General features: G+C 48.3%; 16 protein-coding genes. 5 read left to right on the top strand and 11 right to left on the bottom strand.

Features of this window, described 5'->3' with window-relative positions; translation table 11 throughout:
- Position 1: 1 nt before the first annotated feature.
- Positions 2-1,126: a glycosyltransferase family 4 protein gene (locus EIM92_RS18945; RefSeq protein ID WP_125084154.1), complete on the bottom strand. Its 1,125-nt coding sequence runs from the start codon at positions 1,124-1,126 to the stop codon at positions 2-4.
- Between the two features lie 175 nt (positions 1,127-1,301).
- Between EIM92_RS18945 and EIM92_RS18950 the strand changes: the two genes are divergently transcribed.
- Positions 1,302-2,726 (top strand): RsmB/NOP family class I SAM-dependent RNA methyltransferase, encoded by a 1,425-nt coding sequence (locus tag EIM92_RS18950; RefSeq protein ID WP_125084155.1) that lies wholly within the window; start codon positions 1,302-1,304, stop codon positions 2,724-2,726.
- Between the two features lie 148 nt (positions 2,727-2,874).
- On the opposite strand, the gene EIM92_RS18955 is transcribed toward EIM92_RS18950, so the two are convergent.
- The 6 genes from EIM92_RS18955 to EIM92_RS18980 all read right to left on the bottom strand — a co-directional run bounded on the left by EIM92_RS18955 (position 2,875) and on the right by EIM92_RS18980 (position 8,714).
- Entirely contained in the window at positions 2,875-3,690 is an 816-nt protein-coding gene (locus tag EIM92_RS18955; RefSeq protein ID WP_125084156.1) for a Cof-type HAD-IIB family hydrolase, read from the bottom strand.
- A 64-nt stretch (positions 3,691-3,754) separates the two neighbouring features.
- Positions 3,755-4,507, bottom strand: coding sequence for a pseudouridine synthase (locus tag EIM92_RS18960; RefSeq protein WP_125084157.1), 753 nt, complete (start codon positions 4,505-4,507; stop codon positions 3,755-3,757).
- A gap of 5 nt (positions 4,508-4,512) precedes the next feature.
- Entirely contained in the window at positions 4,513-6,150 is a 1,638-nt protein-coding gene (locus EIM92_RS18965) for an RsmB/NOP family class I SAM-dependent RNA methyltransferase (RefSeq protein WP_125084158.1), read from the bottom strand.
- A gap of 160 nt (positions 6,151-6,310) precedes the next feature.
- Positions 6,311-6,784 (bottom strand): DUF309 domain-containing protein, encoded by a 474-nt coding sequence (locus EIM92_RS18970; protein ID WP_125084159.1) that lies wholly within the window; start codon positions 6,782-6,784, stop codon positions 6,311-6,313.
- Positions 6,774-7,589: a GTP diphosphokinase gene (yjbM, locus tag EIM92_RS18975; protein ID WP_125084160.1), complete on the bottom strand. Its 816-nt coding sequence runs from the start codon at positions 7,587-7,589 to the stop codon at positions 6,774-6,776. The genes EIM92_RS18970 and yjbM overlap by 11 nt, the downstream gene beginning before the upstream one ends.
- 30 nt (positions 7,590-7,619) lie before the next feature.
- Positions 7,620-8,714 (bottom strand): quinone-dependent dihydroorotate dehydrogenase, encoded by a 1,095-nt coding sequence (locus EIM92_RS18980; protein WP_211344390.1) that lies wholly within the window; start codon positions 8,712-8,714, stop codon positions 7,620-7,622.
- Between the two features lie 193 nt (positions 8,715-8,907).
- Between EIM92_RS18980 and EIM92_RS24520 the strand changes: the two genes are divergently transcribed.
- Positions 8,908-9,039 (top strand): hypothetical protein, encoded by a 132-nt coding sequence (locus EIM92_RS24520; protein ID WP_281279635.1) that lies wholly within the window; start codon positions 8,908-8,910, stop codon positions 9,037-9,039.
- A 3-nt stretch (positions 9,040-9,042) separates the two neighbouring features.
- Here EIM92_RS24520 and EIM92_RS18985 read toward each other — a convergent pair whose 3' ends face one another.
- The 3 genes from EIM92_RS18985 to EIM92_RS18995 form a co-directional block, all read right to left on the bottom strand.
- Positions 9,043-10,470: a L,D-transpeptidase family protein gene (locus EIM92_RS18985; RefSeq protein ID WP_125084162.1), complete on the bottom strand. Its 1,428-nt coding sequence runs from the start codon at positions 10,468-10,470 to the stop codon at positions 9,043-9,045.
- A gap of 232 nt (positions 10,471-10,702) precedes the next feature.
- Positions 10,703-10,945, bottom strand: coding sequence for a ferredoxin (locus tag EIM92_RS18990; RefSeq protein ID WP_125084163.1), 243 nt, complete (start codon positions 10,943-10,945; stop codon positions 10,703-10,705).
- Between the two features lie 120 nt (positions 10,946-11,065).
- Positions 11,066-12,352: a DNA polymerase IV gene (locus EIM92_RS18995; RefSeq protein WP_125084164.1), complete on the bottom strand. Its 1,287-nt coding sequence runs from the start codon at positions 12,350-12,352 to the stop codon at positions 11,066-11,068.
- Between the two features lie 278 nt (positions 12,353-12,630).
- Here EIM92_RS18995 and cimA point away from each other — a divergent pair, with 278 nt between their 5' ends.
- The gene (cimA, locus tag EIM92_RS19000) at positions 12,631-14,247 is read left to right on the top strand and encodes a citramalate synthase (RefSeq protein WP_125084165.1); all 1,617 of its coding nucleotides are present in this window, start codon (positions 12,631-12,633) and stop codon (positions 14,245-14,247) included.
- Positions 14,248-14,350: 103 nt separating this feature from the next.
- Here cimA and EIM92_RS19005 read toward each other — a convergent pair whose 3' ends face one another.
- Positions 14,351-14,929: a TlpA family protein disulfide reductase gene (locus EIM92_RS19005; RefSeq protein WP_125084166.1), complete on the bottom strand. Its 579-nt coding sequence runs from the start codon at positions 14,927-14,929 to the stop codon at positions 14,351-14,353.
- A gap of 274 nt (positions 14,930-15,203) precedes the next feature.
- Here EIM92_RS19005 and EIM92_RS19010 point away from each other — a divergent pair, with 274 nt between their 5' ends.
- Positions 15,204-15,638, top strand: coding sequence for a MerR family transcriptional regulator (locus EIM92_RS19010; protein ID WP_125084167.1), 435 nt, complete (start codon positions 15,204-15,206; stop codon positions 15,636-15,638).
- A gap of 76 nt (positions 15,639-15,714) precedes the next feature.
- On the top strand, positions 15,715-16,401 hold the full coding sequence (locus tag EIM92_RS19015) for a zinc metallopeptidase (protein ID WP_125085275.1): 687 nt from the start codon (positions 15,715-15,717) through the stop codon (positions 16,399-16,401).
- The last annotated feature ends 39 nt before the right edge of the window (positions 16,402-16,440 follow it).

Raw genomic sequence — 16,440 nt, forward strand, 5'->3', positions numbered from 1 at the left:
TTTATCGCTTATAATGCAAATATATATTTTTCAGCTCATGGACGACCCTCTTTAACGAATAATAGTTCTTGGCCTTGTCTAATCCCGCTCCAGCGAGCTGACACCGGTACTCCACATCAACAATGACCTTCTCCAAAGCCCCGGCCAAAGCCAGGTGATTCTCCGGTTGAACAAGCAAACCGTTCACTCCATCTTCAATCTGCTCGGCAATTCCGCCGATGTTCGTGCCGACTAGCGCCAGATTGCACAGCGCGGCCTCCGCAAACACCGAGCCGAACGCTTCAGCCCGGGACGGCAGCACAAAAATATCAAAGAACGGCATAAATTCCTCGGGGTGAAGCGTATAACCGTAGAAGATCGTTTCATCATATATACCGAGCTCTTCAGCGAGCTGCTCCAGTTCCTCCCGGATAGGCCCATCGCCGATAATGTGCAGCACATAGACAAGCCCCCGCTTTTTGAGCTCCGCACATGCGCGAAGCAGCACGTCCAGCCCCTTGGCGGGCACGAGCCTGCAGACAGTCACCAGCTGAACGACTTCATTATGGTGCGGGATAGGCTTGAACCTCGTATCGTCAAAGCCGTTTCGGATCACGCCGATCCGTTCCGGATGTTGCACATGCGGGGATAAATATTCGCGAAAAGATTGGGACACTGTCAACATACGATCGGTGCGAAGCTCTAATTCCTTGTAGAGGGAACATAGGAAGCGGTGCTCTAGGCCGCCCTCCTTGATTTTTCCGTTCAGAATAAGCTCCCGTTCATAACTGGAATGGATGCTCTGCACAACCGGCGTATCAGGAAAGACCTCCTTCATGACAAGGCCGGCAATTGGATGGTGTGCATGAATCAAATCGTAGGATTGTTGCAGCCGCAGCTTGGTCCACCACAAATAATCGCGGTAGGTTTGTATATACTTTCGCACAATTGAACTTTGATCGTACTGATGCCAGTCAAAGGTATGGAACTTAATCTGATCCGTTCCTTTGCCCCGAATTCGCTTCGGCAGGGAGAACAATTCCATCTCCCATTCAGGAGGATTAAACTTATCTTGCAGGTAGGGAATCATCGAAGATACGCCTCCAGGCTGCTCTGGAGGGAAGAATAAAGCCTGCAGCAGTTTCATACTCGTTCTCCTTTGCACTTTATTAATCTCTCTATTCATTTGTTTAAAAATAACTACTTCATTAATTATGACATATTGAAGAAGGAACATCCATTCCCCTTTTGAGATCAAATCGCGTTATGGTAAAATTTCCGAAGGACATTTTTACAGTGATGAAAAGGAGTTTCACGAAGCTATGTCTAAGACAGCATTGCCAACTTCCTTTCGCAGCATAATGATTTCCATGCTCGGTGAAGTGGAAGGACAAGCATTTCTTGCCAGCTACGACAAGCCGCGGACTTACGGATTGCGAATCAATACGCTTAAAATCCAGCCTGGTTCGATAGCAGAGCGTGATATCAAGCAGCACTTTGGACTAAAGGAAGTTCCCTGGTGCGAGGATGGCTATTACTATGACCAGGCCACCCGTCCAGGCAAGCATCCTTACCATGCCGCGGGATTATATTATATTCAAGAGCCCTCGGCGATGTCTGCCGTAGAATGGTTAGCTCCCCAGCCTGGAGAGACCGTGTTGGATCTGGCCGCCGCTCCGGGTGGGAAAACGACGCAAATTGCCATGAAAATGGCAGGCAAAGGACTGTTGATCAGCAACGAAATCCATCCCCAGCGTGCTAAAGTATTAGCCGAAAACGTCGAGCGCTTCGGCGCACGGAACGTAGTCGTTACGCAGGCGACCCCGGACGAGCTGTCCGCACGCTTTCCGCTTGCCTTTGATCGCATTATGCTGGATGCCCCCTGCTCAGGTGAAGGTATGTTCCGCAAGGATCCCGATGCCATATCGGAATGGTCCCCGCAGGCAGTAGACCTGTGTGCGGCAAGGCAATGGGACATCCTCAAGGAGGCGGTAGCCATGCTAAAGCCTGGAGGCAGGCTTGCTTACTCCACATGCACCTTCAACCGCCAAGAGAACGAAAATACGATCGCACGGCTGCTGGAGCAATATCCCGACCTGAAGCTGCTGAGAGAGAAGCGGATCTGGCCGCATAAGCATCAAGGGGAAGGTCACTATGTCGCTTTGTTACAGCGGGATCAAGCCCATGCTTTAACCAACGATATTGTTCCTGATCAGGTCCGACTAAAAAGCAAGCAGCGTGGAAAAAAGGGCCATAAAGAGAGTTTTCCTCAAAAGGTGGCCACCGCTGCCTATGAGGTTTTCCTCGACTGGGCAAAAAACGATCTTCCAGGGCTCGTAGACTATCTCGCCGAAGGCATGCCCATTTTATTCGGAGAGTCTTTGTACTGGCTGCCATCCAGTGCAGGATTGCAGCTTACTCCTCAAAGTCTTGAGGGCTTGCGGATTCCCCGCGCAGGTCTGCACCTCGGGGATCTGAAGAAGGGTCGCTTCCAGCCTGCACACGCATTGGCCATGGCCACAACCCCAAACGATGCCGCTCAGGTCTGGATTCTAAAGATAGGCTCTACCGAGCTTTCCGCTTATTTTCACGGGGATACTCTGACCGTTCCTGAGCACTACCGCGGCTGGTGCCTCGTTGCGGTAGAGTGCGATGGGGAAGCCTTTCCGATCGGCTGGGGCAAAGCTAGCGGTGGTCAGCTTAAGAATCACTTACCAAAAGGACTGCGCCAGCCAGTAAAGCCATAAAAAAGCCGATCCCCCTCGTACACCTAACGAAACCATAAAACACGGAGCTATGTCCGGATCGGACAAAAAAGGAGGAGGAGCCTAGCGGCTCCCCCTCCTTTTTGATCATCTGCCTGCAGCTTCAAGCTAGCACAGCATGCCATATTTTTTAAAGCAAAGATTGCTCGAGACAGTGTTTCTCCAGAGCCAGCCTTACTCCTTCTTCATTGTTCGAGGCCGTCACCTCTTTGGCCGCGGCTTTAACTTCTAAAGGAGAGTTGTCCATCGCGATGCTGAGCCCTGCATAGGTAAGCATCGAAATATCGTTATAGTAGTTCCCAATGGCCATGACGTTATCTGCGGTGATCCCACGCTTTTCCGCTAATTTCTGCAATGCCGCCCCCTTGGAAGAGTCTTTGTGAGTAATGTCTATAAAGAAATCTCCGCTGCGTAGAATGGTAAACTCTGAATTATCCCACTTGCTCAGCTCGGCATGCACCTGATCCATCTCGTCTTTCTGACCAGTAAGCGTCACTTTTACGATCGGCTCGCTTAAGTCGGCCCAACGAGGCAGCTCCTTCGGTACAACCAAGAATTGCTTGTAGAGGTCAAGAGCTTCCTGACTAAGACCAGCGGCTCCCTGAACATAAAGAGCGAAGGTCGTATTGACGTCGAAATGAACACCATTTTCACGGCAATAGTCCAAATAAGGGGTCAATGCCAACGGATTTAATTCGAATTCATGGACAACCTCCAAGGTTTGAATATTTACCGTCGCTGCCCCATTATGCGTAATAATGTACCCATCCAATCCGATTTGCTTCATAAACGGTATAGAGCTTCCCGGAGCACGGCCGGTGCAAAGGACGATTTCCGTGCCCTGCTCCGCAATTTTCTTGATCGTCTCCGCCGTTGCGGGCGTTAACTCGTGATTATCATTCAACAAAGTACCGTCTACGTCCAAAGCGATCAGTTTGTATTTCATCTCCATGTCTCCTTTATTTATCTGCAACGTTTTCTTTATATCTCATAACCTCGTATTAAAATAATCATTTCTTGTACGTCTTCAGCAGCTCTACTTCAGCACATTCAAGCTCGCGGAACGAGCCAAGTGCCAGTGAATCGTCAAGGACCAGCGGCCCCATACTGATACGCTTCAAATATATGACCCTTGAGCCTACAGCCATGAACATGCGTTTTACCTGATGAAACTTGCCTTCCGAAATCGTGAGGCGAATGCGGGACTGGACTCCTGCCTCCCCATTCATATGTTCCAGCACTTCCAATTCAGCCGGAAGCGTAACATAGCCGTCATCCAAAGTAACTCCTTGGCGGAACAATGCGATTTCCCGTTCTCCTACCTCGCCCAGCACATGGGCTTCATAGGTCTTCGGCACACGCTTGCGCGGAGATAGCAGTTCATGCGCCAATTGTCCGTCATTGGTCAGCAGCAGAAGCCCTTCCGTGTCCTTATCCAAACGACCAACCGGAAAAGGAGAGAATACACGAAACTCCGCTGGAATCAAATCCAGGACCGTCCTGTCCCTGTGATCCTCTGTTGCAGAAATGACGCCCTGCGGCTTATTCAGCATTAAATATATAAATTCGCGATATGTGATTCTTTCGCCATCTACTGCAATATCGTCCTCGTATGGGTTGCACTGCATGCCGCTATCCTTTAGTACAAGACCATTTAAGATAACTCTGCCTTGCTTCACCATTTTTTTTATATCTGATCTGGAACCATATCCGAGATGGCCCAAAACTTTATCGAGCCGCTGTGTTTTCTTGCCTTTACTCACTGTATCTAAGTCCACCTCCACCCTGCTGGATATTCGTTCTTGAGCATGCCGTCAAGCCATTTCCCCCAACCCAGCGAAATCCCGTCTACACAGACAAGCACATATCCTTTAGGGAAACCCTGGATATCCCGGCATTCAATTCTGGATGCCGAGACATTCAGGGTTTCCCCTTTAAGATATCTGACAGCTTCACCTTGCTCCTTATCTAAGTTCAGCACTCGACTGGCCTCCTTCGCGGATAAAGCCGTTGCGAGGGGATGCCCTGGAGCAAAGCGGCCATTCTTCACTGTACCAACGTACCATCCGGGTCTTACGGTTTTCAGGCCGGCAAGCTGCTCTTTGGGGAGCGGAGACAGGTACACATGGCTGCCGAATAAAAGCGGCTGTCCAGGGAGCTCCACGGTCACATGCTGACTTGCAAAATGCTGCCAGCATTCCAGAAGCTCCCTTTCAACGGGCACCTTGACAACATTCTCCCGCCCTTTAGAGGCATGCCCCCGCTGATCCCCTTTATGCTTCTTGCTGATTTTGCTCGGCTTAGTGCTGGTACCCAGATATGCCTCTGTACCTGAATCCGCTCCTGCATATCTTCCGGCTTGCCCAGCCCGCTCTGCTCGTCCTGTCCATTCCTCCCGGTCTCCCTGCCCAACTCGTCCAGCCTGCTCAAAATTTACGGCCGATGAAGCTTCGCTCTTTTGCTGAAGCACCGCCAGGAAATGCCCCTCGCCTTCAATCAAGTGTGGCCATAATCTGCCGCATTGCGCGGTCAGACTTGCGGCTTGCGAGGAGAAGACGGCATCACCGCCTTCGGCATTCAACCGGTACAGCCACTCCGGACGGCCTGGGGCGAAGCCAAGTTCCTGCGGAAGTGGAACAAGCTCAAAATCCGCATGCTGATCCAGAAACCTGGCGATCATCGCCTCATTTTCTTCAGGAGCAAATGTACAGGTTGAATACACAATTCTGCCACCAGGTGCGAGCATCACCGCAGCCGAATTCAATAAATCATGCTGCATCACGGTGCACTTGGAGGTAGAGTGAACCTCCCACTGCCGCGCCATGTCCTCGTCTTTCCGGAACATACCTTCCCCGGAGCAAGGAGCATCGATTAATATTTTATCGAAGTAGGCCGGAAAGCTGCGAGCTATGTGCTCCGGAGCCTCATTAAGCACCACTGCACTCCGAACGCCGTATAACTCCATATTTTTGGCCAAAGCTCTCGTGCGTTCCGCGTTAATGTCGTTTGTGACGAGCAGTCCTTCACCCTGCAGCTTAGCTGCAATTTGTGTAGATTTGCCTCCGGGCGCGGCGCATAGATCCAGCACTTTCTCACCCGGCACCACATCCAGCAATTCCACAGGAGCCATCGCGCTCGGCTCTTGAATATAATATAGCCCGGCGTGATAGTAAGGATGCTTGCCCGGTTTCAGGTCTGTCTGCACATAAAATCCGGTAGAACACCAGGGCACAGGCTTCAGCTCAAACGGAGATATGCGAAGGAACGACGAAACGCTTATTTTAAGCGTATTGACCCGGATACCGACATAACGGGGGTTGTCATAAGAGGATCGAAAGGCGTCGTAGTCACTGCCCAGCAACTGCTGCATCCTTTCCAGAAAAGCATTCGGTATATGAACTGCCATATATTTAAACCATCCATTCTTATCAAGAATAAACCCATTGTAACATAAAGCCATCTTCGGAATGTAAAATATATGATCCAGGCTCGATTACAATAACGCCGAGCAACAGGAGCTACCCTCAAAAAAAGCCCTCTCACCATGGCTATGTGAAAGGGCTTTGCTATTCACCTTTTTTCCCTTGCATTCGCAGCTCATGCTTGGCTCCCCGCTCGGGACCTCTGCGCTGTGGATTGTTTGGCGAAATTTCCAGTGATGTTTTCTCCACAAGCTTCAATAATTGCGCATCCTGAATTTCGATTTCTAAATCATAATAAGAAAATGGAGAATTCTCATAGCTCGCCAAGGCCATAGCATATTGTTCCGCCTCACGACGCAGCTTCCCCAGGTTAATCCCCAACGAATCAGGTGAATAAGAGCTAAGTCTCCGCACAGCGGATTCCATCATTTTCCGTCCGCCAATCACATTGCCGTTACGGAAATGGTACAATCCAACTGCCACCTGCAGCAACCCCTTATAAAGCGGATCCTTATCCAGCTTCAGCCATAGCTCTTCCATCACTTCATGACATTCGAAATAATCCTGGTCACGATTGAAATAAATCAGGAAGGCTACGTACAGGCGATCATATTTCATCGCCGGGCTCCACTGCTTTTTTGGCGGCTTTAATCATTTGCGTAACTTCGGCATGCATTTCCTTCAACCCATCCATGTTCCGGGCCTCCCAGAGCTCATTAAAGCGCTGCTGTGACTCGATCGCCTCTGTGACCTTATGGTAAAAGTAAAGCTGATGAATCGCCGACAATAAATGGTTCACAATGCTGGATTCATCCTCAAAGCTCTTTTGTGCAAGGAGAATTTCCTCGCGGATGCTGGACATTTCATTATCAAGGACAAAGGCAGCCTCCGCCGCCTTTTTCAGCCTCTTGCGCATTTCATCCGGCAGGCTTTCTCGATATTTATAGTTCAAGGAGTGCTCTATCGTCGCCCAAAAGTTCATCGCAAGTGTTCGAATCTGGATTTCTGCCAGTACATTCTTCAACCCTAGTGCAGTCTGAACAGGATACTCCACGATCATATGAAAACTGCGATAGCCGCTCTCCTTATAATTCGTAATATAATCTTTCTCGTATATCACCTTGAGATCTTTGCGGGCACGAATATATTCGGCTACTCGACGAATGTCCTCCACGAACTGGCACATAATACGAATGCCGGCAATATCCTCAATCCCCTGCTCCAGTTGATCCATAGGCACATTTAGGCGCTTAGCCTTATCGAGAATGCTAGATATTTTCTTAACCCTTCCGGTTACGAATTCGATCGGTGCATACTCCTCCAGCTTCTTGAGCTCGGAGCGCATCGTTTTGAACTTCACCTTCAACTCTTCAACCGTTTGTTCATAGGGCAGCAAGAATGCTCCCCAGTCTCTACTATCCATCCACTGCGCCTCCTGTCTTCTGTGGCCCGGTTAGCGATGATCTGCTCCAACTGCTTCGGAAATATGGTTAAATCCGTCGCGGCGCAGCAGGTCCAATAAACCGCGATGCACTTCGCGATTCACCTCGGGACCTTCATATATTAGTGCGGTATATATTTCTACCAGACTTGCGCCGGCACGAATTTTTTCATAGGCATCCTCGGCGTGGAAAATCCCCCCGGAACCGATGATCGGCAGTTTGCCTTCCGTCAATCGATAGACATGGGAAATAACTTCTGTCGCTCTTTCCTTCAACGGCTTTCCGCTGAGGCCGCCAGTTTCCTTCGCGTGCGGATGATTGATCCCTTCACGGGAAATCGTCGTATTCGTAGCTATAATGCCCGATACACCGCTATTCATAATCGTCTGCACCATAAATTCCAGTTCAGTCATACTGACATCGGGTGCGATCTTTACAAGCACATGCTTCTTCATGCCATGCTTTGCTGCCTGGTTTGCCATCTCCTTCTGCACGGCTTCCAGCAGGGAAGCCAGCTCACTGCCGTGCTGGAGATTTCGCAGATCCGGCGTATTTGGCGAACTGATGTTCACTACAAAAAAATCCGCATACGGATACAGCGCAGAAATACACTGTTCGTAATCGAGATGCGCCTCCTCATTGGGAGTTACTTTATTCTTACCGATGTTGACAGCAATCGGAATCCGCCTGCTGCGAAGCGCCGCAAGCTGCCGAGCCATGTAATCCGTTCCCTCGTTATTGAAGCCCATCCGGTTAATTAACGCTTCTTCCGGCTTAAGCCGGAACAGTCTTGGCTGCTCATTGCCAGGCTGTGCCTTTGGCGTGACCGTCCCAACCTCCATAAATCCGAACCCGATGGCCGAGAACGCTTCAACTGCCTCGGCGTTCTTATCGAGTCCGGCTGCCAGTCCTACCGGGGTAGGAAAATGAATATCGAACAAATCAACAGCCAATTCAGGAATCTCCTTCACCCCGTACATTCCATGCATCATTGAGATAAAACCCGGTACTTTCGCTGCTTTATGTAATCCTCCAATCATGAGATGATGAGCCTTCTCAGGATCAAGCTGGAAGAACAGATGCTTGCCAATATTGCGATATAGCACGTTTAACTTCACTCCGTTCATAACTTATGCAATAAATGCCCTGCTTCCAGTTTATCGTTTTCTCGTTCAAAAGAAAAGTTTAACCTCTGGAAAGCGTAACGAATTCGCCTCCAGTAAGTAATGGCAATTTAAAATGAAAGCCGTTACAATTAAAATATAGCTCTTTGAACAAATTTAGAAAGGAATGATTGTCATGGCTGCCAAACGTAAACCACCGACGCTCCAGCAGAAAAAGGAAGAAGTGAATAAGAAAGGCCTCATTTGGGCCATTTCCATTGTTGCTGGACTCATTATATTGTTCACACTAGCAATCATATTCAAATAATGGCTACTGCAGCCAGCGATATGTCCGGTGAGGGTTGCTCTGATCCGGCCTATCCCCCAGCTTGAATCGCTTGGTCGGGGTAAGGTCTTGATCGGGCAGCCCTCCTTTTCCTAGGGTCACCTTCGTTCCAACCGGAAGCAAATCAAACAGTTCCTCAACATCCTTTTTGCCCATCCGCACACAGCCAAGGGACTCATCTCCGCCGATGCTCTCGGGTTCATTCGTGCCATGGATGGCGTAATTCGTATCGGACAGCTGCATTCCCCGGGTGCCAAACTCCCCATCCGGCCTGCCGTTTGGATTCACTACTTTATCCGTTATCCGGTATGTTCCCTCCGGCGTCTTGTCGCCGCCAAGCCCAACCAGATAGCTTCTTAGAATAACCGGACCGCTCACGACCACCAGTCGATGACTGGAAGTATCGACAATGACTTCCAGCGGTTGCGTGAAAAATAGCTCGTCCCCCTGCTCAAACGCTAATTCGATGCTTCCAGACTCAGCGTCTCCAGGCGTTTCCCCACCGGACTGCTCTCGCTTGGCGAGCTCCCTCAGCATCGGCTCAAACGCTTCCTTCATATGGATATTGGTTCCAGCCAACCAATTGTTAGGGAAGGGCTGCGTCAGATCATCCAGACTGCTCGGCCAATCGCCCTTCTTCTCTTTGTAATGCAGCATCGCCGAAGAAAGTACGGCCAGGGATTCCTGCCGGGCTATCCATTTGACCGCCTTGTTCTTCAACTTGCCGGGATCAGGCGGTGTGCATAAGCATGCTGCCTGATCGTAAGACTGTACACTCGTACGACCATTTCCAAGCGACTGGACTTCATATACAACCGGCATTTGATGAGACCAATTCAGCCATTTCCCCTTCTTATCCATCGCTAGCAAAACCTGATGATGGTCTTTCGTTTCGCTCCCTGCAAGCAAACTGCCAAAATCGTCCAACACGCCCCGTCCTCCAGGAGTATACCCAATCGCCGTAAAACGAGGAGCTGCTGCTCGTTGCTTTGTGCTTGCAGCGTGTACATCCGCTCCCACTTCTCTCTTTGTCGACTGTTCATCCCTAGGACGGCTATCCACGGCGCCAGCGACAGGCTTGTTCGAAGTCGTAGCCCACGGTCCAGGAGCCTGTGCAGAAGGAAGCCATAGAAACAGCAAAAGCAGCAGGGCGAGGCCAATTTTTCGAATTAAGCGGCTCCGCTGCTCCTGTCTTTGCGACGCATGAAGAAGCTCGGCCTCGTATCCCATCCATAAATCCTCGGGTATTTTGCTGGATTCAAATGCTTCATACACACTTCCAGCCTGAATATAGCAGTAGCGTGCCTTTCCTTCCTGTCCGTTCTGCTCATATTCCTTACCGAGTAAATACCAAGCCATTTTATTATTGGGGTGATTCTCTACATATTTTTTGAGGTAAGCCGAATTTTTCATCGTGAACCTCCACATGGTCAACTTGTAAATATACAGACAACCTTACTTAATATATCGGCTGCAAAACGTTTGTTTCAAACCATTTTTTCCTCCCTCGGCAAAACTCATGACTAAATACCTAGTTTGGCTTCAATATTCCATTCAGAGCTGTACACACACGGCAAAAAGCATCCCATGTCATCAACAGCGGGATGCTTCTCTAAATACGTGGATGCAAATCATCTTCCTAATACTAACCTTCCATATTAAACGGGGTATCTGCAATCTTGATGGAATCCGTTGGGCACCCGTCAGCTGCATCCTGAAGGTCATCATGCAAATCTTCCGGAATTTCCGTTACACCGCGGTTACCATCTTCGTTATAGATAACTTCGGCCAAGCCTTCATCATCGTAATCGTAAATATCCGGTGCCGTAGCGCCACAAGCGCCGCAAGCGATACAAGTATCTTTCTCTACCCAAGTATATTTCGCCATCTTAATCTGCCTCCTGATAAACGGTACAAGTGCGGTGAAATTGCTACCACCATGACCAATATAATATAAAAAGAAAGCAAATTCAAATCATTTGTTATCCTTTTCCATTGATAATCGTTATCATTCCTCCCGTTTTTCCCGAAGAAAATCGGTTTGGAGAGATGTTCCACGGATTTTATGGTTCCGAATCAGTGCTGAAGGGTCATCACTTAGCATTCCTGCCGTGAGAATGGCATCCTCGCCAAACTTGTCGCGCAGCAGATCCATCGTTTTCGTTAGCGATTCCTTCTTCGGCTGCTGTTTGTAGTCAAATAAATCTAACTGTAGAGCCGAATTCTCCCGTGGCACCAAATTTTGCAGCGTGATGCCCAACAGTCTGACCGGCTTCCCTTGCTTCCAATGACGAAGGTACAGCTCGCAGGCTTCTTTATAAATATCATCCGCCTGCTCCGTTACATTTCCGAGAGTATGAGAACGAGTAATGGTCTTCATATCCGGCGTCCTGATCGTAATTTGCACGGTTTGCGCCATAAGCTGCTGTCGGCGCAATCGCCTCGCTACCTGATCCGCCAAGTTAAGCATAATCCGTTTCACATCTTCCAACTCAGTAACATCTCTAGGAAGCGTCGTGGTATGGCCGATGGATTTATTCTTCTCCCGCTCCTCTTGCACCGGCGAATTATCGATGCCGTGCGCAGCCTGCTTCATCCACAAGCCGAGCACGCCGAATCGTTCAGACAGCAGCTGCTCATCAGCGGCCGCAAGCTGTCCGAGGGTGTAGATCCCCAGCCTCTTTAACTTTTCTCCCGTTTTGCGCCCGATACCGAACAGATCGCTGCACGGCTTGTCCCAAAGCAAAGAAGGTACATCGCGCAAACGAAGCACCGTAATACCGTTTGGCTTTTTCATATCCGAGGCCATCTTGGCCAGCAGTTTATTGGGAGCGATTCCAATGGAACAAGGGAGTCCTAGCTCTGCTGCGATGCGCGACTGAATCTCATGCGCAATCTCCAGCGGCGTTCCAAACTGCTTCGACCCGGTAATATCCAAGTAGCATTCGTCGATTGAGGTAGCCTGCAACAACGGAGTATACCGGTAAGCAATGTCCATAAAGGCTCGAGAATAACGACGGTATAAATGGAAGTTCGGAGCAATTAAAATAAGCTGCGGGTATTTCTTAAGCCCTTCCCTCACGGTCATCCCTGTCTTAATTCCCTTCGCCCTTGCAGCATAGGAACAAGTCACAATAACGCCTTTACGCAATTCTACGCTTCCCGCCACAGCCGTTGCTTTATTCCGGTATTTCTCAGGTTCCTCGGCCTCATGCACGGAGCAATAAAATGCATTCATATCGATGTGGAGCACAACCCTGCCATTGACAGGATAATAATCGTCGATATTCCTCACTAGCGTTCCCTCTTTTAAACTAAATAATAATTAAGCGTAAGCTATAATAGATTTTTGAACTTCTTCATAGTATATAGTTGCAAAAAGATCTTGTGTTGCAAATTGGCTTTTTTAACTTCCCCTATAGAAAAAGCATACCTTTTATAGCTATATAGGGTCAACAACCCTATACAAATTTCCAAAAACGGTGTTACATTTAATTTTCAGATGCTATAATTAGAAATTATATTAATCAGAGCTCACACTCAGATGATATCCAAAAGGGGGACATTTTCACTATGTCAAAGGCTGTAACCATCTTCGACACTACATTACGTGACGGCACTCAAGGCGAAGGCATTAGTCTGTCAGCGGACGATAAGTTGAAGATAGCCAAGAAGCTGGATCAACTGGGTGTTCACTATATCGAAGGCGGTATTCCTGGCAGCAATAGTAAAGATATTGAGTTCTTCAAGAGAGTACAGGAATTCGGATTATCTGCAACAGTTACCGCTTTCGGCAGCACCCGGCGCAAAGACAGCATCGCCGAGCATGATCCTAACTTGAACCGCATTCTTGAATCCGGTGCCAAAGCAACATCATTGGTCGGCAAATCCTGGGATTTCCATGTGCATACCGCACTCCAAACAACATTGGAAGAAAATCTGGCCATGATCTATGATTCCATCGCTTATTTGAAGCGGCAGGGCATGGAGGTATTGTTTGATGCAGAGCACTTCTTCGATGGGTATAAGAATAACCCGGAATACGCTCTAGCGGTCATGCGCAAAGCCGAGGAAGCCGGCGCGGACTGGCTTGTCATGTGCGATACGAACGGCGGCACGATGCCACATGAAGTATATGACATCGTCTCAAATCTGGCGAGCCGCGTAACCACCGCCCGCCTTGGTATCCACACCCACAATGATTGTGAGCTGGCCGTGGCCAACGCATTAAATGCAGTACGAGCAGGTGCAGAACAAGTTCAAGGAACTATGAATGGGTACGGTGAACGCTGCGGCAACGCTAACCTGTGCTCGATTATTCCTAACCTTCAGCTAAAGTTGGGGTATAATGTCATTGAAAATGATCAGCTGAGCCAATTAACGAACACAGCACGTTACGTCAGTGAAATTGCAAATGTGCATATGCCGGTTGGTCAGCCATTTGTCGGTACAGCTGCTTTTGCCCATAAAGGCGGAATTCACGTCTCGGCGATTATGCGCGACTCCCGCACTTACGAACATATTGCACCGGAGACGGTCGGCAATCGCCAGCGGGTGCTCGTTTCAGAGCTTGCTGGGCAAAGCAACATCCTGTCCAAAGCACAGGAGATGGGCATCAAATTTGATCCGGAGAATGAAGAAACCCGCCAGGTCATTTCCAAAATCAAAGACCTGGAGCACCAGGGCTACCAGTTCGAGGGCGCAGATGCCTCATTAGAGCTGCTGCTCCGTCAAGCCAACGGCGAGATGAAGGAACTTTTCGTCTTCGAATCGTTCAAAATGCTTGTTGAGAAGTCCGCAGGAAAGCCTGTCGTCTCGGAAGCCTTCATTAAACTGAAAATTGATGGAAACAGCCTGTACACGGCTGCGGAAGGGAACGGCCCAGTTAATGCGCTCGATAATGCACTCCGCAAAGCATTAATCTCTTATTACCCCGCACTGAAGAATATTCATTTATCCGACTATAAAGTCAGAGTACTCGACGACAAAGATGCAACTGCGTCCAAAGTTAGGGTATTAATTGAGTCGAAGGACGCATCAAATTCATGGAGTACGGTTGGCGTTTCCGGCAACGTCATTGAAGCGAGCTGGGAGGCACTGGTTGACAGCCTTCGTTACGCTTTGCAAGGCCAAATAAAGCTGGAGCATACAGAGGTTATTTCTGCAGGGCAGGGATTGGTCAATCATTAATTCGATACAAATAGCAGCGATCACGCATGAAGACCCGGTGAGGTTCCTTTGAATGAGGACATCCGGGTCTTCTGTCTTCTGTGCATCATCTGTGTTTTGTGCATTATGAGGATTTTAAGATCTTTTTGATTTTAGCCTCAAGGTCTTTCGGCGGAAGAATCCCCACAATCAGGTCCTGAATTACGCCATTCTTATCGATCAACACGTTCGTTGGAAATGCCATGCCGTTGAATTTTTTGTATGCTTCTTCCTTCTTGTCAAGCAGTACGGGAAATTCGATGCCGTATTCCTGGACGAACCCCTCAGCCTTCTCCACAGTATCATATGCCGTAACATTGACCCCATAAATATCCAGCTGATCACCGTATTTTTCGTAAAACCTGACGAGATCAGGCGCTTCCTCCTTGCAGGGATCACACCAGGAGGCCCAAAAGTTCACCAATACCGGCTTGTTCCGCTCTCCCCCTACCTGATATGTGGTTCCATCCAGTCCCTCCAAGGTGAAAGATGGCGACAAAGAGCCGGGCTTGGGTGCCTCTTCAGCCAGAGCTGCTGTTAAGGTTTGCGCTTGTTTCGCCTGACTCCCCCCAAAAAACGGGAACAAGCCCTTTCCATAATTTTGGTACAGCGCGACCCCAAGCAATACGAGCAGGAGCGCAAGTATCGGTATATTTCTTCTCATGTTCTTCTTCCTTTACTTGATGTAATCGGAGATGGCAAAGCAAGAATTATTATATGTATTGTACCCTTAATTTATATTTAGTTACAAATCAATGATGATGAAAGTGAATTTACTCGGACAAACTCGTTACAGTATAACGCAAAATAATAACCAGCGAAAGTAACTAGCGAATAGAAAGCATAACGTTTGACTGTATACTTATGTATCAGGTATCATTATTTCTAGAAAAATAGATATACTAATATATCCTTAGGAGTGAGGTGAGCCTATTAGGATGATAAAACTATACAGAATTGGTGAATTGGCCAAGGCAGCTAACGTAAGTGAGAGAACGATTGATTATTACACCAAGCTAAAGCTCATTACACCAGAAGCACGAACACAGAAAAATTATCGTTTATACAGTGCTGAAACCTTAAAACGTTTAAAACGTATTAATGAATTAAAACAGGAGAAGTATACGTTAAAGGAAATCCGCTCAAAGCTGGAATTGTGGAACACGGTAAGCGACGAAGAACAGGTTACCGAGAAATTAACCTCGCTTGAAATCCATATGCAAAGATTAGAGCGGGAAGTCAAGGAGCTTGAACCGCTCATTTCAAATTTGAAGCCTGGCCAGGCTAGAAAAATGTTCTCTACCCTGATGCCAAAAAGCGTTGCCTGTATCGATGCCTTATACCTTCTAATTAATCAAGGTCCTTTTACCTAAGCAACTCGCATATCGAATCAAATAATTCAACGAATTCAACAATGATACTACTAAATTATAGGAGGAATTTATTTTGATAAATTCGAGTACGATTTTTATACTGCTTCTGCTGGCGATTGGACTTTCATTCTGGGCGCAATTCAAAGTTAAAGGAACGTTTAAGCGTTATGCAAAGGTCCCCAGCTCTTTCGGCTTAACTGGCCATGATGCAGCAAGACGCATGCTGGATGCCCACGGGCTCTACGATGTTCCTATCGAACCCGTACGCGGAACCCTTTCCGACCATTATGATCCAATCAAACGCGTAGTCCGTCTATCCGAACCTGTTTATTTTGAAAGTTCGATTTCCGCCGTTGCCGTGGCATGTCATGAGGTGGGTCATGCGATCCAGCACAAGGAATCTTATCCCATGCTCGTGCTGCGTCACAAAATGTTTCCTATCGTTAACCTAACTTCACAAATTTCCCCGTTCCTTATTTTAGCCGGCTTCTTATTTGGTTTATTTAATCTAGCCGGACTCGGCGTTGCATTCTTCTCGTTGGCCGTGCTCTTTCAACTGGTTACACTGCCGGTGGAGTTTGATGCTTCAAACCGTGCTCGCCGCGAAATGTTAAACATGGGACTTGTCTCACAGAACGAAGAACAGCAAGTTGGAAAGGTTCTAAATTCAGCTGCCCTAACCTATGTGGCAGCGGCGCTCATTTCCCTGCTGGAACTGTTCCGATTCGTATTGATTTTACTCGAAAGCCGTAATCAAAATTAACGTTCTGCTTTAAGAACGAAATAACTATGGAGAATAATC

The organism is Paenibacillus lentus (assembly GCF_003931855.1).
GTDB lineage: Bacteria > Bacillota > Bacilli > Paenibacillales > Paenibacillaceae > Fontibacillus > Fontibacillus lentus.